Origin of the sequence: Amycolatopsis benzoatilytica AK 16/65, from assembly GCF_000383915.1 — a bacterium.
GTDB lineage: Bacteria > Actinomycetota > Actinomycetes > Mycobacteriales > Pseudonocardiaceae > Amycolatopsis > Amycolatopsis benzoatilytica.
Window position 1 is genome coordinate 7,172,296 of sequence record NZ_KB912942.1, and the last position, 25,239, is coordinate 7,197,534.

Genomic DNA, 25,239 nt, shown 5'->3' on the forward strand with positions numbered 1-25,239 from the left:
CGGCGCTGCTGGCAGGCCCGTTCCGGCAGACTTCGGGCATGGAGTTCTTCTGCTACCACCGCAGCCGTCCCGGGTCCGACGAACTGCGCGGCGAACTGCGGGAGGCGCATTGGTCCTATATGGACGGTTTCGCGGACGAGCTGATCGCGCGCGGCCCGACCGCTCTCGGCAGCGTGCACATAGTCGACGTGCCCGACGCGGCGGCGGCGCGCGAATTCGCGTTCGCCGAGCCGTGCTATCAGGCCGGCGTCTTCCGGGACGTGCTGGTTCGCCGGTGGCACAACTCGCTGGGCCGCACGATGTGGCAATTCCCCGGAGATCCGGAAGCGGACGAGCTGTTTGTGGTGCTGGGCTTGGGATCCGGCCCGGCCGTCGACCTGGAACCGCGCTCTTCGGAGTCGCTGTTCGCGTACGGCCCGCTGTGGTCCGACGACGGCACCGCCTGGCTGGGCACCGCCGCGCTAGTACAGGCCTCGAACGAAGAAGCGGCCCGCGGGTTGCTGACCGCGGACCGCTACGACGCGATCGAGGTGGATTTCTGGGCGCCGGGCGGCCGACGCTGAGTGCGGGCCGGCTGGTCGAGTCGGCGGTTCTCCGCCGAGATGACCTTAATCAGCTGGCCCTGGCCTGCAAGCGCAGAGCGATCCGCAGCACGATCGGCACCGCCAGCCAGCACGCGAACGCGCCGGTGCTCGAAGTCAGAAACGACACCGGTATCGACACCGCGAACACCGCGGCGAGGCACAAGCTGCGGAGCTGACTCTGCGCGAAGACGCGAGGCAGGACCTCGGCGCGGGAAAGGTGCTGACCGCGGATCTCCCGGATGATCAGCGCGAACAGCGACGACGCCAGCACTTGCACGATCGCGTACAGGCTGAACCGGGGAGCGAACGCGCCCTCGGCGGTCAGCACCCGGGTCGCGAACGGCATCAGGACCTGCATGAACAACCAGGTCAGCGCGAGGCTGGTGAGCCGGCTGTTCAGCGATCCGACGTAACGGAAAATCTCATGGTGAGCCCGCCAATGCGCGGCGATCACCGTGAAGCTGAGCGCGAACGCCAGGTATTCCTTGCCGTGCGCCAACGCCGACTCGAACATCGCGCCGCTGGTTTCGCCGGACGGGACGGGAAGGTCCAGCGCCAGCAGGGTGAGCGCGATCGCGATCACCGCGTCCGCGAAGACGATCAGCCGGTCAGCCGCGATCGCGCGGGCTTCGGTGTCGGTTTGGCTGGTGTGCGTCGCCACGACTCCTCCGGCCTCAGACCGCGACGGCGGGCGGCGCGGCCAGTTTTCCGGACCGCACGGCCAGGATGATCATGACGGCCGGGATCAGGAGGTCGTTGACCAGCACGCCACCGGTGTTGCCCGGAGCGTGGTCGCCGTTCGCGAACCACTGGTAGACGTGCCCGGCCAGGGCACCCCAGAGGAACATCCCGCCGCCGAGACCGATCGTGATCCGCTCGCGCGCCGAGGCAGAGGCGGCCCGAAAGCCCATGATCGCCAGCCCGAGGTTGGCGAAGGCGATCTCGAACAGGAACGGCGTCCGGGGAAAGCCGATCGCGGTGGCCAAGACGTCAGGGAAGGCGAGGAACGCGACCGTCATCCACAGACTGCCGATGCCGAACGCGCCGATCGCCCACCAGCGCTGCCAGATCTCCAACGCCTCCTGCCGCGAAGCGACGCGGCGGGTCCGCAGGTAGGCGCCGATCGCGGGTGCCGCGATCCAGACGAGCGGGAAGGCGGACTGAAGGAGGTACGAGGCAGTGGTCATGACTCCATTGTTACCTGGTTAATATTAACTAGTCAACATTCATTTCGGCACCGCGGGACCTCATCGTTTTATCCATTGAGTGGAAGTTTCTAGGCGATGTATGTTGATGTCGTGGAGGAGTCACGGCGTGCTCGGAAGAAGCGGCTGACCAGGCAGCGGATCGTCTCGGCGGCGATCCGGCTGTTCGACCAGCAGGGGTACGAGGAGACCACGGTGGCGCAGGTCGCCGAGGCGGCGGATGTCGATACCAAGACGTTCTTCAACTACTTCCGCACCAAGGCCGAGGTGCTGTTCACCGAGCTCGACCTGGAGCTGGACGTACTGCTCGCGGCGATCGCAGCCCGCCGGCCCGAGGAAAGCCCAGGTGAGGTGTTGCGCAGGGCGGTTCAGGAGTACGCCGCCCACCGTCGGCCCAAGGTCCCCCGCAGGGAGTCCGCGGAGCTGTCGGCAGCGGTCCGGCTCGCCCTGACGACGCCAGCGCTGCAGGCGAAGGCGGCGTATCTCCTGCTGGAGGCGCAGCAGCGGATCGCGGCCGAGCTGCGGAAGGCGTTCCCGGGCGAGCTGGATCCGGTTACCGCGGCGGCGATGACCGGATCCGTGCTCGGTGCCATCCAGCAGGCCAGTCTGACAAGCGCGCAACTTGGCTGGTCGCAGGACCAGATGTGGGAGGCCGCCGCGCACGCCCTCGACGTCGCCACGCACGGCCTGCTCTCAGCGCAACAATCTGTCGACGGACGGTAACGAGACCGGGGAAGGACCTGAGCAGCATGACGGAAAGTCGCCGACAGCTCGCCCGCGACGCGCGGCAGGCAGTGCGGGAAGGGCCCGAGGGGGTCGCCCGGAGGCAACGCGCCCGCCTCGCCGACCTGGTGGCCTACGCACGCGCGAACTCGCCGTACTACCGCGAGCTGTACCGGGGGCTGCCGGAAAAGGTCGACGACCCGGCACTGCTCCCGGTCACCGACAAGGGGAAGCTGATGGCCCGGTTCGACGACTGGGCCACCGACCGCGAGGTGACCCGCGAGAAGGTGGAGGCCTTCGTGGCGGATCCCGGTCTCGTGGGCCACCGTTTCCTGGACAGGTACCTGGCGGCCACTACCTCCGGCACCAGCGGAGTGCGCGGCCTCTTCCTGCTGGACGAGCGCGCCTTGGGCATGGAGACCGCGCTCGGGTCGCGCGCCGCCAGTCTGCTGGGCGCCGGCGACGCCATCCGCATGCTCGCCCGCGGCGGCCGGACGGCCATCGTCACCGCTCCCGGCGGTCACTTCTACACCGTGGCGGCAACAGCTCTGTTCCAGCTGGACCACCCGTGGCTTGGCCGGATGATGCGGGTCTTCTCCGTCCGCCAGCCGCTGCCGGAGCTGGTCGACGAGCTCAACCAGTTCAACCCCGCCGTCCTCAGCGGTTTCCTCGGCATGCTCACCGCACTGGCCGCGGAGCAGGAGGCGGGCCGCCTGCGCATCCGTCCCGCAATGGTCGTCCCGGGCGGCGAGACGTTGACCGAGGACCTCAAAGGGCGACTCGGTGCCGCGTTCGGCGCCAAGGTCCGCGCCGCGTACGCCGCCACCGAGTGCGGCTTCCTCGCCATCGGCTGCGCACACGGCTGGTACCACGTCAACAGCGACTGGGCCGTCTTGGAGCCCGTCGACGCCGACCACCAGCCGACTCCGCCAGGCGAGTTGTCGCACACGGTCCTGCTCAGCAACCTCGCCAACCGGGTACAGCCGATCCTGCGCTACGACCTGGGCGACAGCGTCCTGCTGCGTCCCGACCCGTGCAGGTGCGGCAGCGTGCTCCCCGCCGTCCAGGTGCAGGGCCGCACCGCCGACCTGCTCACGTTTCCCGCCGCCCACGGCGGGCCCGTCACCATGTCCCCCATGGTCTTCGGCACGTCGCTGGACCGCCTGGCCGGCATCGGGCAGTTCCAGCTTGTCCAGACCGCGCCTAGCACCCTGCGCCTGCGGCTGCGGCTCCTAGACGGAGCCGACGCCGACCAGGTGTGGCATACCGTGCGCGGTGAGGTCAACCACCTGCTCGCCGAGCACAAAGCCGCCGACGTCACGCTCGAACGCGCCGACGAACCGCCTCAGCAGGAACCTGGCGGCAAGTTCCGCCGCGTCATCCCGCTGACCAAGCCGTGACGGCTACCCGCAATCCTCGAAAAGAACTGACATGTGCGGCCCTGCGGACGCGGATCAGTCGTGCGCGAGGTCCGCGAACCGGCTGTAGTGCAGCTGGTGGGCCACGACGATCGTGCTCGTCGGACCGGCGCGGTGCTTCGCCAGGATCAGGTCCGCCTCGCCGGCGCGCGGGTCGTCGCGTTCCCAGGCGTCCGGGCGGTTGATCAGGATGACGATGTCCGCGTCCTGCTCCAGGGAGCCGGATTCACGCAGGTCGGACAGCATCGGTTTCTTGTCGGTGCGCTGTTCCGGACCACGGTTCAGCTGGGAGATCGCGATCACCGGCACCTCGATCTCCTTCGCCAGCAGCTTGAGCTGACGGGAGAACTCGGAAACTTCCTGCTGCCGCGATTCGACGCGCTTGCCGGATGTCATCAGCTGCAGGTAGTCGACCACCACGAGCTTGAGGTCGTGCCGCTGCTTCAGCCGCCGCGCTTTGGCCCGGATCTCCATCATCGTCATGTTCGGCGAGTCGTCGACGAACAGCGGCGCTTCGGACACCTCGCTCATCCGCCGGGCCAGCCGGGTCCAGTCGTCGTCGGACATCTTGCCGCCGCGCATGTCGGCGAGGCGGATTTTCGCCTCGGCCGAGAGCATGCGCATCACGATCTCGGTGCGGCTCATTTCCAGCGAGAAGATGACGCTGGTCAGGCCGTGCTTGATGGACGCCGAGCGGACGAAGTCCAGTCCCAATGTCGACTTGCCGACACCGGGGCGGGCCGCGACGATGATCATCTGGCCGGGGTGCAGGCCGTTCGTCAGCTCGTCGAAGTCGGCGAAGCCGGTCGGGATGCCCTGGGACTGGCCGCCGCGCGAAGCGATCGCGTCGATCTCGTCCATGGTCGGCTGGAGGAGGTCTTCCAGCGCGACGTAGTCCTCGCTGGTGCGCCGCTCGGTAACGTCGTAGATCGCCGCCTGCGCGCGGTCCACGACCTCGTCGATGTTCGCGCCGTCGGCCGCGGCCGCGCCGTAGCCGTACTGCACGATGCGCGTGCCGGCCTCTACGAGGCGGCGCAGCACCGCCTTCTCGGACACGATCTCCGCGTAGTAGCCCGCGTTCGCCGCGGTCGGCACGGTAGCGATGAGGGTGTGCAGGTACGGCGCGCCGCCGACGCGGCCCAGTTCGCCGCGACGTTCCAGTTCGGCCGAGACGGTGATCGGGTCAGCCGGTTCGCCGCGGCCGTAGAGGTCGAGAATGCAGTCGTAGACCGCCTGGTGCGCGGGCCGGTAGAAGTCGCCCGGACCGAGCGCCTCGATGACGTCGGCGATCGCGTCCTTCGACAGCAGCATGCCGCCCAGTACCGATTGCTCGGCCGCGAGGTCCTGCGGCGGCTGGCGGTCGAACCCGCCGGGTCCGGGGTCGCTGGGACCCGGATCGGACTCCGCGTACATCGAACCGCGGTCGTCGGTCACCGCCACTGTCCCGGACACCTCCCTCGCCTGGCCGCCGCTGCGGCCGGCCCTGTTCTCGCGTGCGCCTTCCCCGGGCCGAACCGCGTCCGTCTCCCCCGGGGCGTGCGAACACCTGTTCGATTATGCCGGAGTCGGCCCGGCTTTCCCAGTCGTCTTCTCCGGTCCTTCTCGATGATGGACCGGCGGTTCCCTCATACCGTGGCTGCCACGCCGAGACCACGGTGAGTACTGGGCGCGAGGGCACGCTAGATCGCCCAGAAGGACGAGCGCAAACGCGGGTGTTGACCGTCTTGTGGACAACCTGTGGATGACTGGCGGCAATGAATCACAGGTGCCCGCCAACCTGTGGACAAAGTGGGGACAGTCTCGACCGGTCTGGATAAATCCGCTGGTCAAACCCTGTGTACAGACTGTGGAGAACTTGGCCAAAACTCGTCCGGCGTGTCGCGTCAGGCTCGCTCTTCGGCGTGTCGCGCCGGGGTGAGTGCGGTCGCCTGTGGATGGTTGCTACGCACGGTAGATCACTGACTCGATGGGCTGAACGGGAAAATGGTCCCGCCGTTGGCCCAGTCGAACGCTGCGTACAGTGACCAATCCGGAAAAGTGCAGGTTAACCCGGTGCAAACGCGAAACCGGGTGGGGTTCACCGGCCAGTCACCTCTCGGTGCCGTGCCGGGAACCCCACCCGGAGTAACGCTCAGCCTTGCTCAGCCCAGTGCACTCTGCGCGACGCGAAGCCGTTCCTGGATCGCTTGCCGCGATCCCGGGGAGTACACGACCAGCGACTCCCGTCCTGGCCGCTCCTCCATCAGCCACCGGCCTTCGGCGATGTCGATGAAGTTGATCGGCTTGGGAATCCGGCGGCGCTGCCCGCTGCGCGTGCGAGCCGCCACGTAGAGCGCACCCGCGCCGGTCCGTGGTTCCTTCATGATCCGCTGGATCTCCTTGAGCGGGGAGAGCTGCTGGGTGCGGCTCGGCGCGCTCTGCATGATTCCGCCCCGTGGGGCTTCGTCGGAGTCCACGGAACGGCCGGTCTCGTACTCGGTGCGGCTGACGATCAGCTGCTCGCCGACCGGTGCCTTGGCACGCGGAACGATGTCGAGGAACGTGTCGAGCAGCAGCTCAGGCCGCTGCCGGGTGACCGCCAGGGTCGGCGAACCGCCGACCCGGACCAGCCCGAACCCGCCCCCGTTGCCACTGCCCACCAGCGCGCCGAACTTCGACGGGCTGCCGTCCTCGAACTGGCCGTCGAACCAGCCGTAGAACTCGAGGTGCGGGTGCGAGATGGAGTCGATCAGCGCGAGCAGGTCGCGGTCCATTCCCCGCGGCCCCATCAGCCCGGCCTTGGTCAACGTGGCGTTGACCTCCTGGTCGAGCTTGCGTTCGGCGTCCGGGTCGTAGAACGCCGCAGTTTCGCCGATGACCTTGTGCGGTTCGCCGCCCCTGCGCCGGATGAGGTTGCACAGGGTGTAGGCGGAGAGGGTCACCGTGCCGTCGAGAATTGCCACTGGTGCGAGCCTCATTCACCGATGACCGGGGGAACGGTCATCTCGTCGGAGCCGAAGATGCCGTCGCCGTCCTCTTCCAGCAGGTATTTGGTCTGGTGCTCGCCGTCTTCCTCGCCCTTGCCGCCCTTGGCACCGGCGCCCATGCCGCCCATACCGGCCGAGCCGGGCTTGCCCGCCGCACCCGCGCCGGCCCCGGCACCCGCGCCGCGCATGCCGCCTGCTCCGGCGCCGGCTTCGCCGGCCATCGCGCCGGAACCACTGCCGCCCGGGCCGAAGCCGCCCATGCCGAATGCGCCGCCGCCAGCACCCGCGCCGCCGCCACCGGCCGGGCCGAAGCCGCCGCCACCGCCGCCAGCCGGACCGAAGCTGCTCGGGCTGAACTTCGAAGGGTCAGTGGTCGGCGGGGTCCAGCCGGACGTCGTCGTGCCGTCGCCAGGAGGCGTGAACCCGCCGGGCGGACCGGGGTGCGTCGGAGGTGGCGTGAACCCACCGGGCGGGCGGGGGTTCGTCGGCGGCGGCGTGAATCCGCCGGGCGGGGTGGTCGGCGGCGGCGTGTACTTCGGCGGCTTGAAGGTGCCGCCGGTGCCTCCCGGCCCACCGGTGAAGCCGCCAGTACCGCCCGGGCCGAACGGGCCAGTGCCACCGGGACCGTTGGGGCCGTTCGGGTCGGAGATCTGGTTGCCCTGCCAGACGTTGTACTGCGGCATGCCGCTGGCGTTCTGGCCACTGGCCCCGTAGTACGCCTGGTACGCCTGGACGTTGACCTGGCTGTTCTTGTTGTACTGGTCGATCTCGTCGTCTTTGTCGCTGAACGGGTTGACGTGGTCCCAGCCGCTCATCGAGGGAGCGTCTTTGTCGATCTTCTGGACCTTGCCCTGCGTGTCGTGGAAGACGTCGATCTGGTTGCCCAGATAGTCCTTGCTCTTGACCAGGTTCTTGGCAGAGTCCTCGTGCCAGATCTTCAAGGCGTTGGCACCGCCGGTGGCCGACTCCGCGCTGCTGCCCTGCCATGCCTGGGACATGGTCTTGTTGAGCGCGTCGATCTGGCTGGCCCGAGCGTCGTGCCGATCCTGAAGTTGGCCGGCTGTCGTCATGCCGGTGTGCATCGAATCGGTGCGCCCGTTGCTGATCTTGTCGTAGATGTCGTAGGCGGTAATCGACTCTCCGCCGACGTTGGCCTGAAGGTGCTGCGCCTCCGGGCCGCCGCTGAAGAGGCTCAGACCAGCTCCGACCAGTCCGCCGACTGCCGCACCGACCGGCCCGCCGACCACTGCGCCGACGGCGGCGCCGCCCGCGGCGTACTTCAGAGTATTGCCAGCGGTGTGATCATCATTCCCCATGATGAGATGCTTCCTTCCGGCCTGAATGCTGCTTTCGCGGTGAGTTAAGACGCTGTCTTGAGGTGCTTGACCATTGCGGTCGCGATCTGCTTCGCGGCATCGCACGGCGTGGCGCGGTTCCTGCCGGTGCCGATGCCGACATCGGTGGCCACAGCCAGCTGGTCGGTCACTCCGACGTAGAGATTGCAGCTGCCGTCCTTGCGATCATCGAGCTGATTCGCAAATACGGCCGGGTAGCCCTCGACGGTCAACGGCTCGAAGTAGGCTTGCCTGGCCTTCAACGCATAGATATCGCTGAGGCCGTTCTTGTTCAGCGTCACCGGGATAATCCCGACGGTGTTTTCTGCGAATTGCGTCGAAACCCACTGACAGCCGGTGAGACCGCCGCTGTTCATAGGTTTCCCGGGTGTGGCAAGACCAAGCGTGGAGGCGTCGCCGTCGCCGAGCGCAGTGCAGGGATTGCCGACCAGCGCCTGAGTCGAAAGAGGGGCGGATACCTTCAGACTCGGGTCGGTGTTCCCGCTACCGGTCGCGGTGCTCGCGTTCGCGGGCGAACTTGCCGGAACGGACGGCTGGGCGGCACCGGAGTTGCCGCCGCCGCTGCAGGCGCTGAGCAGGCCAACCGCGGCGAAGGCACCAACGGCGATCTGAACGGTGCGTCGAGTCATGTGAGGCTCAAAATCCAGTCTGTTTGAGGGTTTGCTGGTGCTTCTGCTCTTCGACGGAGATTTTGTTCTTTGCCGCTCGAAGCGCGGTCAGATAGTTGGTGGCGTAGTCGACCATTTTTTTATTCTCTTCCAGCAAGGACCGTCCTGATGGGCCCGCGCCGTCGTGGACGAACCGGTTGCTGGCGACTTCGTCGCTCGGCGGCCGCACATTGGCGACCTGCTCCGCCATCTGCTTGTCCGCCAGCAGGTCGGTCACCAGGTCTTCCCACTGCTTGATGACGGAGTCGACCTGGTCCGCGTCGAACTTGTAGCCGCCGGCCTTGCCGTAGCCGTCCACCATGATCGGTGCGACCGGAGGAATGTCCGGACCCGACGCTGCTGGCTGTGACGACGGACCGGACGCAGTCTGATTGGACGACATCGCGCATGACCCCCTAGGTCCCGACTTCTCGCGCTCATGCTGCGAGATCAGCACCTTGGATGTTAACGCACTGCCGTTGGTTCCCGCGCGATGTTCGGCGAGCTGCCGACGGGCTCCCAAAAGTGCCGTGCTCCTGCGGATATGGGCGGTTCGGCCGGGCGAGAAGGGGCGACTGGGGCGCGATGCCGGAGATGTGCGGACAGCTCTCGATGTCGGTTGGGTATTCATCGCTGACGGTGCCCCGGCTGCTGAATCGGTACAGTACGGAAACGCCTATGACCCGGTCTTGAGGTGGTTGACCATGGCTGATGCGACCAGCTTGGCGGCATCGCACGGCGTGTTCCGGTACTTGCCTGTGCCGATGATGGCGGAGACGCCTACTGCCAGCCGGTCAGTGACTCCGACGTAAAGGTTGCAGGTGCCGTGTCCGCGGTCATCGCTCTTGCTCGCGTATGCGGCTGGGTAACCGTCAAGGCTGAACGGCTCGAAGTAGGCTTGCTGGTCCTTCTGTGCGTAAATGTCGCTGAGGCCGTGCTTGTTCAGGGTCACCGGGATAATCCCGACAGAGTTCTGAACGAATTGCGACGAAAGCCATTGGCAGCCGCTGAGGCTGCTCTGCTGCATACGCTTCCCCGGCATGGCAAGACCGATCGCGGTGGAGTCGCTGTCGCCGATCGCGGTGCAGGGGTCGCCGACCAGCGCTTGCGTGCGCAGTGGAGTGGCCACCTTCAGGCTGGGGTCGACGGTTGAGCCCGTCGTTGCGGGCGGTTCGGCGGTGCCCGATTTGCCACCGCAGGCAGTGAGCAGCACAAGAGACGTGGCGAGGGCCCCGGCGGCCCGAATGGGGTGGCGTGACATGCGCTGCTCGAACTCCAGTCTGATCGGCTGGGCCAATCTAACGCATTGTCATCACGCGAGCACGCGAAACGGTGGAATCCGAGCAGAGACCAAACCGGCACTTCCGGGTGTGGCGGAACCGAGAAGCAGGTCCCCAAAAAACGAATCCGCCCCCAGGATCGAAATCCTGGGGGCGGCTCGTAAAGACGACGCGAGCGTCAGTTAGCGGCCGTGGCCTTGACCTCGAGCCGGACGTCCACCTTCACGTTCGGGTGCAGGCGGGCGCTGACCGAGTGCTTGCCGACCGTCTTGATGTGGTCGCGCAGGTCCAGGACGCGCTTGTCGAGCAGCGGGCCGCCCTGGGCCTTGATCGCCTCGACGATCTCGGCGGCGGTGATGGAGCCGAACAGCTTCTTCGAGCCGGCCGCGGCCTTCCCGCTGAGCTGGATCGCGCCGAGGCCCTCGAGGGTCGCCTTGATTTCCTTGGCGTGGTCGAGGTCGCGGATGCGACGCGACTCCTGCGCGCGCTGAATGGTGCGCACGTTCTTCTCGGCGCCCTTGCTGGCGACGATGGCGTAGCCCCGCGGCAGCAGGTAGTTGCGCGCGTAGCCGTCCTTGACCTCGACGATGTCGCCGGGGCCGCCCAGGTTCGCCACGTCGGTGGTGAGAATGATCTTCGCCATGACTATGACTCCCCTCAGCGCGCGGTGGACGTGTAGGGCAGCAGCGCCATTTCGCGCGAGTTCTTCACCGCGATAGCGATGTCACGCTGGTGCTGGCTGCAGTTGCCGGTGACGCGACGGGCACGGATCTTGCCGCGGTCGGAGATGTACTTCCGCAGCAGGTTGGTGTCCTTGTAGTCGATGGTCTCCGGGCGGCCCTTCTTCTCGGCCTTGCAGAAAACGCAGACCTTCTTCTTGGGCTTGCGAATGGGTGGCTTGGCCACAGTTGTACTCCTGGAATTCTAGAAAAAGATGAGATCAGAACGGGGGTTCGTCGGAGAAGCCTCCGCCGCCACCGCCCGCGGGCGGGGCCGAGCCCCACGGGTCGTCGGCCGGTGCGCCGCCGCCGCGGTTGCCACCGCCGCCGCCACCACCGCCGTTGAAGCCGCCGCCTCCGCCGCCGAAGTCACCGCCGCCGCCACCGCGGCTGACCTTGTTGACCTTCGCCGTCGCGTAACGCAGCGAGGGACCGATCTCGTCGACCTCGAGTTCGACGACGGTCCGCTTCTCGCCTTCCTTGGTCTCGAACGACCGCTGCTTCAGCCGGCCCTGCACCACCACGCGGGCGCCCCGCGTGAGCGACTCGGCGACGTTTTCCGCCGCCTGCCGCCAGATGTTGCAGCGCAGGAACAGGGCCTCGCCGTCCTTCCACTCGCCGCTCTGACGGTCGAGCGTGCGCGGAGTGGACGCGACAGTGAAGTTCGCGACCGCCGCACCCGACGGGGTGAAGCGCAGCTCCGGGTCGGACGTCAGGTTCCCGACCACGGTGATGACGGTGTCTCCAGCCACGGATGGCGTCCCTTCGGATCGGGCTCGGATCAGGCCTTGGCGGGCGCGGGCTTGGCCGCGGCCTTGACCTCGCGACGCATGACCTTGGTGCGCAGGACGGTTTCCTGCAGCGACAGCTGCCGGTCCAGTTCCTTCACCGCGTCCGACGTCGAGTTCAGGTCGAGCAGCGCGTAGATGCCCTCGGCGTGCTTCTTGATCTCGTACGACAGGCGACGACGGCCCCAGACATCGACCTTCTCGACGCTTCCGCCCGAAGTGCGGATCACGTTGAGGAAGTTGTCCAGCGTGGGGGCGACCGTACGCTCGTCGAGCGTGGGGTCCAGGATGACCATTACCTCGTAATGGCGTGACATAACCACTCACCTCCTATGGGCTCGCGGCCACGGCGTGTTCCGTGACAGGAGGGTTTGTCCAGGTAAGAGTACCCGGCGGGTCCGACAGTCCGGTGCGGTGGGGTCCGGCGGCGGGTCAGGAGACGCGGCGCAGCACCCAGGTACGGACCAGCCCGGCGGTGACGCCCGCCAGCACGATCACCGCGAGCAGCATGGGCAGCTGGACGTCCGAGTGGCCGCCTTGGCTCGCCAGCGACTCGGCGTTGCCCGCGTTGCGGATGTCCGGACCCTGCTGGCCCTGCGGGTCCTGGCCTGCCGACTGCTGCTGCGGCAGCGCGCCGGAGCCGGGCAGCGTGCCGTAACGCGCGCCAGGGGCGATCGCGGTGCCGGGGGTCGCGGCAGGGATGCCGCTGTAGTCGCGCGGCGGTGCGATGCCGGTGGAGCCTGGCCGGTAGTTGCCGAGCGGGTTGCCGTTGGCCTGGCCGGACGGCTGGCCGGCCGAGGAGCCGTTGGCGGCGGTGCCGCCATTCGACTGGGCAGCCGACGTCGGCGCTTGGTAGTTGTTCGCGACGGTGGTCAGCCCACACGCCGCCGCGACGCCGTCGTGGATCCCGGCCAGGACTTTGGCCTTGGTGTCTGGAAACAGGCCGGTGCCCGGCGCGTCCTTCAGCGCGTTGGCGACCGCGGTGCCGACCGCGTCGCCGGTGACGACGCCGCCCGCGGCGTTCGGGATCTGGCCGACCTGGAGGTTGCCCGCGTTCGCGATCGAGTTGGCCAGCGAGTCCGGCCACACGGTGAGCAGCCGCCAGAAGTCCACTTGCTGCTTGGCCGCCTGCCGGACAATTTCCTTGACCGAGGCGCCGGGCACGGCGACCGTGTCGCCCATGCCGCCGGTGACCGAACCCTGGCAGCCGTTCGCGAGCGTGGTCGCGGCCGATGCTGGGCTCGCGCCCAGGAACGTGCCGCCGGTCAGGAGAGCAGCGAAAGCGGTGACGGTGAGTGCTCGACGGGTTCGCTTCCAGGTGGGGATTTTCCGCACGAGCACTTTCCTCCGGGGTCCACGGGCATGGGTCGTCGCATCAAGAACAACGAGGGGACGCCGAGAAAGATACTGGTGAGTTGGACTAACCCACAGCGGCCATTCGGCGGAGCACCCAGGTGCGAACCAGCCCGGCACTGACTCCGGAGAGTGCCAAAACTGCCACCAGTACGGGCCAGTCCAACCCGTTCGGGTTGTTTCCGCCGATGCCCGGCAACGCTTCGGCCTGACCGGCGTTCTGCACCGTCCGGTCGCCGCCCTGGTTGTCCGGGTTGGCGACGCCGTACTGCGGCGCGTAACCCGGGATCTGGCTTCCGTACCGCAGCGCGGGCGACGGGCTGAACAGCCCGGCCATCGCCATCGGGATGCCGTTGTAGTCGCGCATCGGCGCGTAACCGGTGCTGTAGCCGTACGACAGGTTGCCGAGGTTCGGCACGAAGTCCGCGAACGGCGCTCCCCCGCCGCTGGCGCCGCCGTAGTCGCCCAGCACCGGGCTGGTGGAGCCCGGCATCTGCTGGCCGGGCGCGTTCGAGCCGCCCTGCTGCTGGCCGCCGCTGCCGTTCGAGGGCGGCTGCTGCGGGTTCGGGCCGGGGTTTTGCTGGCCGGGCTGGCCGCCGCTGAACGCCTGACCGGCCGCGCCGACCCCCTGCTGGACCGCGTTCGTGCCGCCCGCGACCGCGCCGTTGACCGCGCTCGCGGCGGGCGCGCCGATCACCGGCACCGGAGAAACGACAGTGTTGACGACGTTCACCGTGACCGTGCAGACCGTGCCCAGTACCGCGTTGATGGTGCCGGTCAGGACGCCCGAAGACTGCCCGACGGTGCCGAGGTTCAGCGGGATCCCGAGCAGCGGAGTGGTCGCGGTGACCTGGTCGCCGGGGCTCGCGCTGATAGTCGAACCGCAGGTCGTGGTCTTGGTGGCCGCGGCGGCGGTGCCGGGGGCGGCGAGCGCGGCCGAACCGGCCAGGACGAAAGCGGCGGCGCCCACTGCGGTGACCCTCCGCGCCCGATGCTGCTGCATGGCCGTCGACCCCTTCGCCGCGTCCGCTGAACCTGTCTGCTGAGGACAACGACGTTAGCGAAGACGAGTAACGCCCGCTTCCTTCCCGAGGTCGAGCATTCGGGTGGAAGCGAGCGTCACTCAGGGTGAGAGCGTCAGGCGGGTGCGCGGCGCAGCCAGGCGCGGACGAGCGCGGCGGCCACGATGGCGAGCGCCAGTACGGCGAGCAGCAGCGGGAGCCTGGCCGGCGCAACGGCGGCGGGCAGCGCCTCGGCGGTGCCCGCCTTCTTCGCGTCGACCGTCGGCACCTGGTCCTGCGGCAGCTTGCCGGGCACCACCTGGGTGACGATCGGGGCCTGCACGAAGCTGGCCGGCAGCATCGCGGCGCCGGTGAAGATGCCGGATACCAAGGAGCCGAGGCCGTCCAGCCCGTTGCCCGAGGTCACCGGTTCGAGGGTGCTGCCGCCGCCGGGCTGGCCGGGGCCAGGCGGGGTGGGCGGCTTGGGGCCCGGAGACGGCGGGCCGGGCCGCGGTCCGGGACCGGGCGGCAGCGGGACGACCTTCTGCACTCCGCCGACCACTTGCTGCACGGTATTGCCGACGCCGTTCGCGGCGTTCTGCGCTGTCGGGCAGAGCGTGTTCGCGGCGAGGCTGCCGACCGCCGGGGTCTCGCCGACGCCCAGCCCCCGGACGACGTCGCCGACCGGCAGCGCGAACAGCGGGCCATTGCCGTCCGCCTGCTGCGATTGCGAGTCGAGGCCGACGGTGAGCCGGTTCGGCGCGTTCAGCGGAGCGCCCGCGTCGAGAGTGAGGGGCTTGCCGCTCTGGCCGTTCTGCAGCGTGGACTGGCAGTCGCCGTTCAACGTCGGATTCGGCGCGGGGTTCGGGTCGGCCGATGCCGTGCCCGGGAACGCCAGAGCCGTGGACAGCAAAGGAGCCGCGAGTGCGGCTCCGAGCGCGGTCAACCGTCCGACGTGTTTCCGCATGCGTCCTCCCCCGACTGGAATCACGGAACGCGCTCACGGTACTCCACGAGCGTCACGAACTCGGGCGGAAGGGGCCGATTCACTCGGGAGTAGCGTCGGGTCATGCAGATTGGCGCCCATGTCCGCGACGACGATCCGCTGGCCGCCGTCGCCGAGCGAGAAGCCGACGTCGTCCAGTTCTTTCTCTCCGACCCGCAGGGGTGGAAGGCACCGAAACCGCATCCGCACGGCGAGGCGATCAAGGCCGCGCCGGTCGAGGTGTTCATCCACGCGCCGTACCTGATCAACGTCGCGTCCAAGAACAACCGGATCCGGATCCCGTCCCGCAAGAACGTCACCCAGCACGCCGACGGCGCCGCCGCGATCGGAGCCCACGGCCTGATCGTGCACGGCGGGCACGTCGGTGCCGGGGACGACGTCGAGGAAGGGCTGCTCAACTGGCGCAAGCTTTTCGAGCGCGAAGCGGAGAAGGGCGGCTTCGCGGTGCCGATCCTGATCGAGAACACCGCGGGCGGGGACAACGCGATGACCCGCGAGCTCGACGTGATCGCCCGGTTGTGGGACAAGGTCGGCGAGTTCGGCGCGGGATTCTGCCTCGACACCTGCCACGCCTACGCGGCTGGTTGGGACCTCGCGACCGCGGTGGAGAAGGTCAAGGCCATCACCGGCCGGATCGACCTGGTGCACTGCAACAACTCCCGCGACGAGTTCGGCTCCAACCGTGACCGGCACGCGTCAGTGGTCGACGGCGACGGCACGATCGAGCCGGAGTTGCTGGCCGAGGTCGTGCGGCAAGCCGGCGCGCCGGTAGTGGTCGAGACGCCGGGCGACGGTCAGGCCGCAGACATCGCCTACCTGCGCAAACAGCTCGCCTGACAGTCGGGCAGGGCTCCTGGCCGGACTCCGATTCCGACCAGGGGCCCTGCCCGGACCACAGGATCAGGGGGCGGGCTGGTGCGCTGGCGCGGCCGGGCGGGAGCGGAAGGTCAAGCGGTCCCGGGCGCGTTCGAGCACTCCACCGGCCGGATCGTCGTCGCCGGAGAGCCGGACCAGATCGGTGCGCGGACGGTAGATCTCGCGGATCACCAGCACGCACAGCCCGGCGACGGCCAGGTCGCGGACCACCACGGTGCCGAGGAACCAGCCCTCCGGCAGTCCTTTGTGGTCGACGCCGAGGTAGTAGAACATCCGCGGCACCCAGACCGCCGCGTCGAGGACCATCCAGGTCAGCAGCAGCCGCCAGCGCGGGATCGCGAGCACGGCCAGCGGCACCAGCCACAGCGAGTACTGCGGGCTCCACACCTTGTTGGTGAGCAGGAACGCCGCGACGATCAGGAACGCGAGCTGGCCGAAGCGCGGCCGCCGCGGCGCGCTGAGCGCGACGTAGGCGATCCCCGCGCAGCAGGCCAGGAACAGCACCGCGACCACGATGTTCAGCACGGTCGGCGGCTGTCCTTTTTGGAGTACGCCGTCGAAGCCGGCCCAGCCGGTGGCGTAGGAAATCGCGTTGTAGAGCGAATCCGGATCCATCGGGCGCAGGGTGTTGAGCCGGAAGAACTCCGCCCAGCCGCGCGGCGCGACGACGAGGAAGGGAACGTTCACCACCAGCCAGGCCAGCACCGCGAATCCGGCGGTCCGGCTCCATTCGCGCAGTTTTCCGGCGCGCAGGCAGAGCAGGAACAGCACGCCCAGCAGGAGCAGCGGATAGAGCTTGGTCGCGATGCCGAGCCCGAACAGCACCCCGGCGACCTCTGGGCGTTTTCGCGACCAGGCGAGGATCCCGGCCGCGGTGGCCGCGGTGGCGAGCGCGTCGAAGTTCGTAAAGGTGTGGACCAGCACCAGCGGGGAGATCGCGACCAGCACCGCGTCCCACGGCCGGCGTTTCGTCGTCCGCCCGGTGGCCCACACGGTGACCAGCCAGGCGAGCGCGAGCCAGAACGCGGAAATGTTGAAGTAGATCGCCACCGGCAGCGCGCCGGGGAGCCAGCCGGCGTTCGCGATCGAGGTCCAGCCCGCCGCGAGTTTCGCGTTGATCCACTGGAACAAGCCGCTGACCACCGGGTACTCCATGTACCGGGTCTGGTTCTCGGCGGTCTGCGTGTCCTCCCGCCACGACGTGACATAGGGGAAGGTGTGCGAATCGTTGAGCTTCTCCGAGCTGTAGAGCGGCACGATGTCGGAGTAGCACATGGCGACGAACGGGCGACCGGATCGCCAGTCGAGCTGGAGCGCGCCGCTGGAATCGCTGTATTGCTGGATGCACGACGCCTTGCCGAACCAGCACACGACCAGTGCGAGCATCGCCATCGCCAGCCCGACCCGCTGCGGCGACCAGAACCACTGTCTGCCGACAGCCGCGTGCGCTCCGATCGGCCCGCCGATGGGTCTCGTCGCCGCGGCCACCAACGGGTCCTGGCGGCTGGGGGCGATCCGCTCGGCCGGGGTCAGCGTGCGAGGCGCCGAATCCGGTTCGTCGGCGGTTGCGTGGTCGGAAGCGCGGGACACGTCGCGAGATGCTAGCGGTCCGCGGGTGGGGTGCCGGTCATTTCGGGTCCTCGTAAAACCCGGCAAGCACCTCGAACGCCGCGCCGAGGGCGACCGCTTCCTCGTCCAGATCGCTCAGTTCCACGTCAATTCGCTGCCAATACGGCACCGGCAGCAGCTCGCGCAGCTGGGCCGCCACCGTTTCGCGGTAGATCTCCGGCGCGGCGCGGACGGCGCGGCCGAACAGGACGATCCGTTCCAGGTCGAGCACCTGGACCAGGTCGGCGAGGCCGATGCCGAGCAGCCGGGCGGCGTCGGCCGGGGTGCCGGCGGCGCGATGCATCACCTCGACGCAGCCGCGTCGTCCGCACGCGCAGCGCGGGCCGGCGTAGGCGATCGTGGTGTGCCCGAACTCGCCGGCGTTGGTGCGCGGACCTCGGTAGACGCGTCCGTCGATGAGCAGGCCGACCCCGATTCCGGTGCCGACCAGCACCACTGCGGTGGCGGTCGAGGTCTCCTCCGGCCAGGCGTGCGCGAAGGCGGCGGAGTTGGTGTTCTTGTCCAGCGTCACCGGCAGCCCGGTGCGTTCGGCGAGCAGGTCGCGCAACGGGACGTCGTGCCAGCCGGGCATGTTCGTGGCGTCGCGGACCCGGCCGGCGCGGTGGTCGAGCGGGCCGACCGCGCCGACGCCGAGGCCGAGCACCCGGGCCGGATCGACGTCGGCGAGCAGTGTGCGGACGCCGTCGGCGAGGGCGGTCACGGCGGCTTCGGGAGTGAACCCGGTGGGCAGTGCGCCTTCCGTGATGGCCTCGACCTCGCCGGTCAGGCCGGTGCGCAGGACGAGGTAGCCGTCGCGGTCGAGCTGGGCGCCGAGCGCACAGCGGGCTTCCGGGCGCAGCCGCAGCATTGTGCGTGGTTTGCCGACGCCCACCGCGGCCTGGCGCTGCACGTCCAGCAGGCCCTCGGGCAGCAGGTCAGAGACAATTTTCGACACGGCTTGCTGGGTGAGCTCGGACCGTTGCGCGAGCTCGACCCGGCTCAGCCCGCCGGCCCGCAGGATGTGCCCGAGCAGCAGCGCCCGGTTGTGCCGGCGCAGCCCGCGCAGGTTTACGCCGGTTTCCGCCATCGGCTGATCATGCCGAACGGGTGGCCAATTACGCAACAGTGTTGTTTAATAGCGCGCATGGCTGATGAAGCGCGGGTCGGAATCCTGGGCTACGGGATCGGCGGCCGCATCTTCCACGCGCCGCTGGTCGCCGCGACGCCGGGGCTCGTTCCGGCGGTGCTGGTCACCGCGAATCCGGAGCGGGCGGCGCAGGCGCACGCCGACTATCCGGACGCTGAGGTGCTCCCGGACGCAGACGCACTGTTCGACCGCGCGGGCGAACTCGACCTGGTCGTGGTGAGCACGCCGAACCGCACCCACGCGCCGCTCGCACTCCGGGCGATCGAGGCCGGTCTGCCGGTCGTCGTCGACAAGCCGTTCGCACCGACCGCGGCCGAAGCGCAGCAGGTGCTCGACGCGGCGAAGGCCAACGGGGTCGGCCTCACCGTCTTCCAGAACCGGCGCTGGGACTCGGATTTCCGCACGGTCGTGAAGGTTCTCGAATCCGGCCGGCTCGGCGACGTGTTCCGCTTCGAATCCCGCTACGACCGCTGGGTGCCGAAGGTCAAGGACAACTGGCGCGAGTTCGGCGACCCGGCCGAGGCCGGCGGTCTGCTCTACGACCTCGGCGCGCACATCGTCGACCAGGCGTTGCAGCTGTTCGGCCCGGTCGCCTCGGTCTACGCGGAGGTGGACCGTCGTCGCCCCGGGGTACAGGTGGACGACGACGTGTTCGTCGCGCTGCACCACGTGAACGGGGTCCGGTCGCACCTGTGGTCGTCGGCGCTCGCCGGCACTCGCAACCCGCGCTTCCGCGTGCTCGGCAGTGCCGCAGCGTTCACCAAGTACGGCCTCGACGTGCAGGAACCGCAGATCAAGGACGGTCTCCGGCCCGGCGACGCCGGCTGGGGCGTGGAGCCGGAAGCGAACGCCGGCCGGCTCGGCGTCGACGACGGCACCGACCGCACCGAGCTGGTGCCGACCGAAACCGGATGCTACGAAGCGTTTTACACCCAGGTCCGGGACGCCTTGCGCGGCGATGCGGAGTTCCCGGTGGACCCGGCGAGCGCGGTCGCGACGCTGGAAGTCATCGAGGCCGCGCACCGCGCGGGCGCGGAAGGACGCGTGATCGAACTCGGCGGCTGAGCCCGCCTTCGGCGAAAAGGGCCGTGTCCGCGGCGGAATCCCCCAGCGTCGCGGCCACGGCCTTTTTCGTGGCCGAAGACAGCGAAAGGGGCGGAAGACCGAGTGGTCTTCCGCCCCTTTCCGGCTGTTCGGCTACTGCTGCGGTGGTGCGGTCCCCGTCGACGGGCCGCCGCTGATCGGCCCACCGTCGTGGCCTGGCGGGTTGCCGTGGCTCGGCCAGCCGTTGCCGCCGGTCGGCCAGCTCGGGCCGCCGCTGATCGGGCCGCCGTGGCCGTTCCCGTTCCCGTTTCCGTTGTCGTTGCCATTGCCGTTGCCCGGGTTCGGGTCGGTGCCGTCGGCGGGCGGCTGGTTCACGTCCGTGTTCGACGGCGGCGGGGGCGGCGCCTGGATGCCGATCAGGTCGACCTGGTCGAACTTCTCGGCCGGCTTGCCCTTCAAATAGCCGTCGAGGAACTTCTGCCACAACGGACCGGCGATCGTCGACCCGTAGATCGGCGAGGTGCCCTTGCCGTGCAGCGCCTGGTCGCCGTCCGCGCCGACCCACGCCGCGACCGAGACCGACGGCGTGTACCCGACCATCCAGGTCTGCGCGTTCGCGTTCGACGCCCAGCTCGGTTCGCCCGCGCGCGGGGTGTGCTGCTGGGTACCGGTCTTGCCGGCGCATTCGTGGCCGGACGGGCACTTCAGGTGCGAGAAGTCGATCACCGGTTCGAGTGCGGTGGTGACGTTGCCGGCGATCTGCTTGCTCAGGTTCGTGTCGCTCGCGAACACCGATTTGCCGGTGGGCGCCGGCGCCTCGTAGGCGACCTCGTTCTGCGAGTTGGTCACCTTCAGCACGAAGTGCCGGTCCCGCTGGACGCCGTTCGCGGCGAACGTCGCGTACGCGCTGGCCATGTCCGCCGGGGTGATCCGGGTGTTCCCGCCGCCGAGCGCGATGTTCGCGTCGGCTGTGGAGATCTCCGACTTGCCGCCGTCCTGCGTGGTCTTGATACCCGCTTCCTTGGCCGCCTCGCCGACTGGGCCGGGATGGGTCTGGTTCAGCACCATGTCGTAGAACACGGTGTTCGCCGAGACCTTCATCGCTTCGGCGACCGTGCACTGCGGACCGCAGCTGGAACCTGGGCCGGCGTTGCGCACCACCCGGCCGTCGAAGGTCCGGTTGTTGCTGCCGTCGAAGACCTCGTTGATCCCCTTGCCCATCTTGAGGAACGCGGTGAGGTCGAACGCCTTCATCGACGAACCCGGGTTCTGCGGCGTGTTCGCCCAGTCACGGGCGGCCTGCTTCTTCCCGTCCACGTCGATGGTGGCCGGTCCGCCGTAGTAGGCGAGCACCCCGCCGGTCTTCGGGTCGACCGCCACCAGCGAATCGAGCAGCCGATCGTCTGACTGGCCCTTCAGCGCGTCGGTGGCCGCCTGGGTCGCCAGCTCCTGCGCGCTCTTGTCGATCGTGGTCTGGACGGTGTAGCCGCCGGAGTAGTACTTGTCTTCGCCGATGCCGTGCTGCGCCAGCTCGGCCATGACCTGGCCGGAGATGAACTTGTACGGCGCGTTCGCGTCGTTCTTGGACTCCGCCAGCGGGATCACGTCCGGGAACTTCGCGTCTTTGCGCTGCTGGGCGGTGATGTAGTTGTTCTGCAGCATCCGGTCCAGCGCGGTGTTCCACCGGCTCTGGGCGACCTTCGGGTTCTCCGAACGGCCCGGCTGCTGGATCAGCCCGGCCAGCAGCGCGGCCTCCGAGTAGCTCAGCTGCCCGACGTCCTTGTGGAAGAACGCCTGCGAAGCCGCGCCGATGCCGTACGCGCCACGTCCGAAGTAGATGATGTTCAGGTACGCGGTGATGATGTCTTTTTTCTCGTACGTCTGATTCATCTTGAACGACTTGGCCAGCTCGGTCCACTTGCGGGTGAGCGTGGGCGCGTCGTTGTCGGTGGCCTTCTTGATGTACTGCTGCGAGATCGTCGATCCGCCGCCGGTGCCGCCGGTGAGGTTGTTGAAGACCGCGCGCAGCAAGCCGGTGACGTCGAATCCGGAGTTGGTCTCGAACGTCGAGTCCTCGGTGGCGATCACCGCGTGCTTCACCACGTCCGGGATCTGCTGCGCGGTGAGGATCTGCCGGTTGCCGCCGGAGGGCACGTCCTTGCCCATCGGGCTGCCGTCGGCGTACAGGTAGGTGACCGCCTGGGTCTGGGCCTGCGCGACGCTCTGCGGCGACGGCACGTCGACCATGAAGTAGGTGATCACGAACGCGATCGCCGGGATCACGATGAAGACGCCGACGAACGCGTACGAGCAGCGCCGGACGATTTTCCAGCGCCGCTTCTTGCGCTGCGCCGGCGTGCGGCCCTTCTTGTCGAGGTCCGCGTCCGCCGGGTAGCCGTCGTCCGGGTCGCCGTAGCCGTCGCCGCGGTAGTCGCGGAAATCGGCGTCGCGGTAGTCGTCCTCGACCATCCGGTGCGTCATCAGCTGCGGCTCGCGCTGCGGAGGAGGCGGTTGGACCGGCCGTCGGCCAGGCGGCGGCGGGCGGTACCCCGGCGGCGGCGAGCCGCCCGGCGGAGTCGCGGGCCGCTGCGGGCCGCGTGCCCACGGCGGAGGCGCGGGCTGGGAACGAGGTGGTTGCCGCGGATCGGGATCGCGGTCGGGCCAGTCGTTCACGGTGCGGATCCTCTTCTCGAAGACGGGCGCGCTGCGGATGCAGAACCCCTCTGATGACCAGGACGCTTCGCCCGGGTCAAGGTTCACTCTGCTGGCGATCCCCTTTCCGGGGGATGACGGCCGTCGCGAACCTACCGCACGCGGCGGTGAACGGAACCCGGCAAAAGGGGCCCCCGGCAGTACAGCCGAGGGCCCCTTCGTCTTCCGCGCAGGTCAGCCGGTGCGTCTTGGCGGTTCGCCGTTCACCACGGGACTGCCTCCGGTGCTGCCCGAGCCAGAGCCGGTGCCGTTGCCGAAGATGCCGCTCGGCCGGGTCGGGGTGGTGGTGTCCGACGGCGGGTGGTGCGACGAGCTCGACGGCGGCGCAGACGAGGACGGCGGCTCCGACGAGGTCGGCGGCGGGGCGTCGCTGGAGCTGGTCCGCGGCGGCGCGGTGCGGGTCGGCGTGACGATGTCGGCCGCGTCCTTGCCGATCGGGGGCACCTGGTCGAACTTCTCGGACGGCTTGTCCTTCAGGTAGCTGTCCATGAAGTCCTGCCAGGTCGGACCGGCGATCGTCTTACCGAAGATCGGCCTGTCGTTCTTGTCGTGCAGCGGCCGGTTGCCGTCGCCGCCGACCCAGACCGCGACCGACACCGAGGGCGTGTAGCCGACCATCCAGGTCTGCGCGTTGCGGTCCTTGTACGAGCTCGGGTCGCTGTCTTTCGGGTCGTACTGCTGGGTACCGGTCTTGCCCGCGCAATCGTGGCCGTCCGGGCACTTCAGCTTCGATTCGGCGATGACCGGGACGAGCGCCTCGGTCACGTTCCCGGCGATCTGCTTGCTCTTGTCCGCATTGTCGTCGAAGGCCGGTTTGCCCTTGTCCGTGGATTCGTCGAAGATCACTTCGTCCTGGGCGTTCGTCAGCCGGGCGACGAAGTGCTGGGTGCGCCGGACCCCGCCGGAGGCGAACGACGAATACCCGGCCGCCATGTCCTCGGGGGTGACCGAGGTGGCACCACCGCCGAGCGCGATGTTGGCGTCGCTGGTGCCGAGCTTCGCCTTGCCCTGCGGGGCGGGGACGACGCCCGCCTCCTTCGCGGCTTCGGCGACCCGGGCCGGCTTCGTCCAGTTCAACACCATGTCGTAGAACACGGTGTTCGCCGAGACCTCCATGGCCTTCTTCACCGTGCACTGCGGTCCGCAGCTGGCGCTCTCGCCCGCGTTGCGGACGATACGGCCGCCGAGCTCGCGGTTGTTGGTGCCGTCGAAGGTCTCGCCGAGGCCCTTGCCCATCTTCAGCCAGGCGGTGAGGTCGTATGCCTTCATCGACGAACCCGGGTTCTGCGCGGTGTTCGCCCAGTCCACCCCGAGGGTGTCCTTGCCGTTGTCGCCCTTGATCGTGTTCGGCCCGCCGTAATAAGCGAGCACGCCGCCGGTTCTCGGGTCGACGGCGACCAGCGCTCCCAGGATGCTGGGGTCGGTCTGGCCCTCCATGTTGCTTTGGACGGCCTGGATCGCCTGCTTCTGCGCGTTCGGATCGATCGTGGTGTAGATCTTCGCGCCGGTGGAGTAGAGCTTGTCCTCGTCGTAGCCCTTGCTCTTCAGCTCGTCCATGATGCGCTGCTGGATGAAGTAGTCCAGGGTGCCGGCGTCCTGCTTCTTCTGCTGCCCGCGCGGGATCAGCGTCGGGAACTGCGCGGCCTTGCGGTCGGCGGGCGAGAGCCAGTGGTTGGCCACCATCTGGTCCAGCACGTAGTTCCACCGCTTGTGCACGTACTCGGTGTCGCGGTCACGGCTCGGGCCCTGGATCATGCCGGCGAGCAGCGCCGCCTCGGACGCGTTGAGCTGTGAGACGTCCTTGCCGAAGTACGCCTTCGACGCGGCGGCGACGCCGTTCGCGCCGCGGCCGAAGAAGACGATGTTCAGGTAGCCGGTGATGATGTCCGATTTGGACGTCTCGTTGTTCAGCTTGAACGACTTCGCCAGTTCGGTCCACTTGCGGCTGAGCGTGGCCTGGTCGTTCTTGGTGGCCTGCTTGATGTACTGCTGCGAAATGGTCGAACCGCCGCCGGTGCCGCCGGTCGCCTGGTTGTAGACCGACCGCAGGATCGCCATCACGTTGAAGCCCGAGTTGGTCTCGAAGGTGGCGTCCTCCGCCGAGTACACCGCGTGCTTGATCACCTCGGGCACCTGGTTGGGCTGCAGCAGCTGCCGGTCGCCGCCCTGCGGCACCGAGCGGCCCATCAGCGATTTGTCCGCGTAGTAGAAGGTGATCGGCTGGGTCTGCTGCGCGAGCACGTCCTGCGGCGACGGGACGCTGACCGTGAAGTAGGTGATCACGAACGCGATCGCGGGCACCACGAAGAACAGGCCGAACATCGCGTACAGCACGCGCCGGATGATCTTCCAGCGGCGCTTCTTGCGCTGCTTCGGCGTGAGGGCCTTCTTGCCGTTCTTGCCGTCTTCCTCGCCTTCGGGATCGTCCTCGAAGTCGGCGTCGTCCGAGTACTGCGCGAGGCTGGTTTCGTCGTCGTACGGGTCGTAGCGGTCGTCGTCGTACCGGTCGTCGTACGGTGCGTAGCCGTTGTGCGCGGCGTGCGTGATCAGCTCCGGCTCGCGGTCCGGATCCGGCTCGGCGTAGGCGGGCGGCGGCGGAGGCGGGACGCGCCGGCCCTGCGGCGGCCGTCCGTTGGGCGGCGGCTGCCGGAAGCCCTGCGTGCTGTTTCCGTTGGGAGCGCCTTCGCGACGGCGCTCCCCCGGCATGCCGTTGGGAGCGCCGTTGGGACCGGGACGTCCGCCGGGCGGCGGCTGCCGGCGCGGCGGCGGGGCCTGGCCGTCGAGGATCTGCGACGTGCGGGTGGGGT

Annotated in this window: 24 protein-coding genes; 5 read left to right on the forward strand and 19 right to left on the reverse strand. The window is 68.7% G+C overall.

Features of this window, described 5'->3' with window-relative positions; all coding sequences use genetic code 11:
* Nucleotides 1-38: 38 nt before the first annotated feature.
* Complete coding sequence (locus tag AMYBE_RS0133365; RefSeq protein WP_027928275.1) at nt 39-563, forward strand: YciI family protein; 525 nt, start codon at nt 39-41, stop codon at nt 561-563.
* Between the two features lie 49 nt (nt 564-612).
* Here the strand turns inward: AMYBE_RS0133365 and AMYBE_RS0133370 are convergent, their stop codons facing one another.
* Both AMYBE_RS0133370 and AMYBE_RS0133375 read right to left on the reverse strand, forming a co-directional pair.
* Nucleotides 613-1,245, reverse strand: a complete 633-nt coding sequence (locus AMYBE_RS0133370) for a TMEM175 family protein (RefSeq protein ID WP_020663733.1) — start codon at nt 1,243-1,245, stop codon at nt 613-615.
* A gap of 13 nt (nt 1,246-1,258) precedes the next feature.
* Nucleotides 1,259-1,771: a DUF6790 family protein gene (locus AMYBE_RS0133375; RefSeq protein ID WP_020663734.1), complete on the reverse strand. Its 513-nt coding sequence runs from the start codon at nt 1,769-1,771 to the stop codon at nt 1,259-1,261.
* A gap of 111 nt (nt 1,772-1,882) precedes the next feature.
* Between AMYBE_RS0133375 and AMYBE_RS0133380 the strand changes: the two genes are divergently transcribed.
* Both AMYBE_RS0133380 and AMYBE_RS0133385 read left to right on the forward strand, forming a co-directional pair.
* Complete coding sequence (locus AMYBE_RS0133380; protein ID WP_245573303.1) at nt 1,883-2,512, forward strand: TetR/AcrR family transcriptional regulator; 630 nt, start codon at nt 1,883-1,885, stop codon at nt 2,510-2,512.
* A gap of 26 nt (nt 2,513-2,538) precedes the next feature.
* The gene (locus tag AMYBE_RS0133385) at nt 2,539-3,912 is read left to right on the forward strand and encodes a coenzyme F390 synthetase (protein WP_020663736.1); all 1,374 of its coding nucleotides are present in this window, start codon (nt 2,539-2,541) and stop codon (nt 3,910-3,912) included.
* Between the two features lie 54 nt (nt 3,913-3,966).
* Here the strand turns inward: AMYBE_RS0133385 and dnaB are convergent, their stop codons facing one another.
* The 13 genes from dnaB to AMYBE_RS0133450 all read right to left on the reverse strand — a co-directional run bounded on the left by dnaB (nt 3,967) and on the right by AMYBE_RS0133450 (nt 15,006).
* Nucleotides 3,967-5,370, reverse strand: coding sequence for a replicative DNA helicase (dnaB, locus tag AMYBE_RS0133390; protein WP_020663737.1), 1,404 nt, complete (start codon nt 5,368-5,370; stop codon nt 3,967-3,969).
* A gap of 701 nt (nt 5,371-6,071) precedes the next feature.
* A complete protein-coding gene (locus AMYBE_RS0133395) occupies nt 6,072-6,872 on the reverse strand; it encodes an ESX secretion-associated protein EspG (RefSeq protein WP_020663738.1) in 801 nt (266 codons plus the stop codon).
* Nucleotides 6,873-6,883: 11 nt separating this feature from the next.
* Nucleotides 6,884-8,212 (reverse strand): hypothetical protein, encoded by a 1,329-nt coding sequence (locus AMYBE_RS0133400; protein WP_020663739.1) that lies wholly within the window; start codon nt 8,210-8,212, stop codon nt 6,884-6,886.
* A 44-nt stretch (nt 8,213-8,256) separates the two neighbouring features.
* The gene (locus AMYBE_RS43720) at nt 8,257-8,880 is read right to left on the reverse strand and encodes a DUF3558 domain-containing protein (RefSeq protein ID WP_027928277.1); all 624 of its coding nucleotides are present in this window, start codon (nt 8,878-8,880) and stop codon (nt 8,257-8,259) included.
* A gap of 7 nt (nt 8,881-8,887) precedes the next feature.
* Nucleotides 8,888-9,355, reverse strand: coding sequence for a hypothetical protein (locus AMYBE_RS0133410; RefSeq protein ID WP_245573305.1), 468 nt, complete (start codon nt 9,353-9,355; stop codon nt 8,888-8,890).
* A 219-nt stretch (nt 9,356-9,574) separates the two neighbouring features.
* Nucleotides 9,575-10,195, reverse strand: a complete 621-nt coding sequence (locus AMYBE_RS0133415) for a DUF3558 domain-containing protein (RefSeq protein ID WP_084470254.1) — start codon at nt 10,193-10,195, stop codon at nt 9,575-9,577.
* Nucleotides 10,196-10,356: 161 nt separating this feature from the next.
* Nucleotides 10,357-10,821: a 50S ribosomal protein L9 gene (rplI, locus tag AMYBE_RS0133420; protein ID WP_020663744.1), complete on the reverse strand. Its 465-nt coding sequence runs from the start codon at nt 10,819-10,821 to the stop codon at nt 10,357-10,359.
* A gap of 14 nt (nt 10,822-10,835) precedes the next feature.
* A complete protein-coding gene (gene rpsR / locus AMYBE_RS0133425) occupies nt 10,836-11,084 on the reverse strand; it encodes a 30S ribosomal protein S18 (protein ID WP_009085242.1) in 249 nt (82 codons plus the stop codon).
* A 34-nt stretch (nt 11,085-11,118) separates the two neighbouring features.
* Nucleotides 11,119-11,649, reverse strand: a complete 531-nt coding sequence (locus AMYBE_RS0133430) for a single-stranded DNA-binding protein (protein WP_020663745.1) — start codon at nt 11,647-11,649, stop codon at nt 11,119-11,121.
* A gap of 29 nt (nt 11,650-11,678) precedes the next feature.
* On the reverse strand, nt 11,679-12,002 hold the full coding sequence (gene rpsF / locus AMYBE_RS0133435; RefSeq protein ID WP_154676380.1) for a 30S ribosomal protein S6: 324 nt from the start codon (nt 12,000-12,002) through the stop codon (nt 11,679-11,681).
* 115 nt (nt 12,003-12,117) lie between these two features.
* Nucleotides 12,118-13,026 (reverse strand): hypothetical protein, encoded by a 909-nt coding sequence (locus AMYBE_RS0133440; RefSeq protein ID WP_020663747.1) that lies wholly within the window; start codon nt 13,024-13,026, stop codon nt 12,118-12,120.
* 79 nt (nt 13,027-13,105) lie between these two features.
* Nucleotides 13,106-14,008, reverse strand: coding sequence for a hypothetical protein (locus AMYBE_RS0133445; RefSeq protein WP_020663748.1), 903 nt, complete (start codon nt 14,006-14,008; stop codon nt 13,106-13,108).
* Nucleotides 14,009-14,175: 167 nt separating this feature from the next.
* The gene (locus AMYBE_RS0133450) at nt 14,176-15,006 is read right to left on the reverse strand and encodes a hypothetical protein (RefSeq protein ID WP_020663749.1); all 831 of its coding nucleotides are present in this window, start codon (nt 15,004-15,006) and stop codon (nt 14,176-14,178) included.
* 102 nt (nt 15,007-15,108) lie between these two features.
* Between AMYBE_RS0133450 and AMYBE_RS0133455 the strand changes: the two genes are divergently transcribed.
* The gene (locus AMYBE_RS0133455; protein WP_020663750.1) at nt 15,109-15,882 is read left to right on the forward strand and encodes a deoxyribonuclease IV; all 774 of its coding nucleotides are present in this window, start codon (nt 15,109-15,111) and stop codon (nt 15,880-15,882) included.
* Between the two features lie 63 nt (nt 15,883-15,945).
* Here the strand turns inward: AMYBE_RS0133455 and AMYBE_RS0133460 are convergent, their stop codons facing one another.
* Entirely contained in the window at nt 15,946-17,511 is a 1,566-nt protein-coding gene (locus AMYBE_RS0133460) for a glycosyltransferase family 87 protein (protein WP_020663751.1), read from the reverse strand.
* Nucleotides 17,512-17,548: 37 nt separating this feature from the next.
* On the reverse strand, nt 17,549-18,616 hold the full coding sequence (locus AMYBE_RS0133465) for an ROK family transcriptional regulator (RefSeq protein ID WP_020663752.1): 1,068 nt from the start codon (nt 18,614-18,616) through the stop codon (nt 17,549-17,551).
* Nucleotides 18,617-18,673: 57 nt separating this feature from the next.
* On the opposite strand from AMYBE_RS0133465, the gene AMYBE_RS0133470 reads away from it, so the two are divergent.
* Nucleotides 18,674-19,741 carry a Gfo/Idh/MocA family oxidoreductase gene (locus AMYBE_RS0133470; RefSeq protein WP_020663753.1) on the forward strand — a complete coding sequence of 356 codons (1,068 nt, stop codon included), beginning with the start codon at nt 18,674-18,676 and terminating at the stop codon, nt 19,739-19,741.
* 132 nt (nt 19,742-19,873) lie between these two features.
* Here the strand turns inward: AMYBE_RS0133470 and AMYBE_RS0133475 are convergent, their stop codons facing one another.
* The gene (locus AMYBE_RS0133475) at nt 19,874-22,201 is read right to left on the reverse strand and encodes a transglycosylase domain-containing protein (protein ID WP_020663754.1); all 2,328 of its coding nucleotides are present in this window, start codon (nt 22,199-22,201) and stop codon (nt 19,874-19,876) included.
* 405 nt (nt 22,202-22,606) lie between these two features.
* Nucleotides 22,607-25,138: a transglycosylase domain-containing protein gene (locus AMYBE_RS42865; protein ID WP_020663755.1), complete on the reverse strand. Its 2,532-nt coding sequence runs from the start codon at nt 25,136-25,138 to the stop codon at nt 22,607-22,609.
* Between the last annotated feature and the right edge of the window lie 101 nt (nt 25,139-25,239).

Coding starts and splice junctions, on each gene's coding strand:
- AMYBE_RS0133365 (WP_027928275.1), top strand. CDS start 39: ATGGAGTTCTTCTGCTACCACCGCAGCCGTCCCGGGTCCGACGAACTG.
- AMYBE_RS0133375 (WP_020663734.1), bottom strand. CDS start 1,771: ATGACCACTGCCTCGTACCTCCTTCAGTCCGCCTTCCCGCTCGTCTGG.
- AMYBE_RS0133385 (WP_020663736.1), top strand. CDS start 2,539: ATGACGGAAAGTCGCCGACAGCTCGCCCGCGACGCGCGGCAGGCAGTG.
- AMYBE_RS0133400 (WP_020663739.1), bottom strand. CDS start 8,212: ATGGGGAATGATGATCACACCGCTGGCAATACTCTGAAGTACGCCGCG.
- AMYBE_RS43720 (WP_027928277.1), bottom strand. CDS start 8,880: ATGACTCGACGCACCGTTCAGATCGCCGTTGGTGCCTTCGCCGCGGTT.
- rplI (WP_020663744.1), bottom strand. CDS start 10,821: ATGGCGAAGATCATTCTCACCACCGACGTGGCGAACCTGGGCGGCCCC.
- rpsF (WP_154676380.1), bottom strand. CDS start 12,002: ATGTCACGCCATTACGAGGTAATGGTCATCCTGGACCCCACGCTCGAC.
- AMYBE_RS0133450 (WP_020663749.1), bottom strand. CDS start 15,006: ATGCGGAAACACGTCGGACGGTTGACCGCGCTCGGAGCCGCACTCGCG.
- AMYBE_RS0133455 (WP_020663750.1), top strand. CDS start 15,109: ATGCAGATTGGCGCCCATGTCCGCGACGACGATCCGCTGGCCGCCGTC.
- AMYBE_RS0133465 (WP_020663752.1), bottom strand. CDS start 18,616: ATGGCGGAAACCGGCGTAAACCTGCGCGGGCTGCGCCGGCACAACCGG.
- AMYBE_RS0133470 (WP_020663753.1), top strand. CDS start 18,674: ATGGCTGATGAAGCGCGGGTCGGAATCCTGGGCTACGGGATCGGCGGC.
- AMYBE_RS0133475 (WP_020663754.1), bottom strand. CDS start 22,201: ATGACGCACCGGATGGTCGAGGACGACTACCGCGACGCCGATTTCCGC.
- AMYBE_RS42865 (WP_020663755.1), bottom strand. CDS start 25,138: ATGCCGGGGGAGCGCCGTCGCGAAGGCGCTCCCAACGGAAACAGCACG.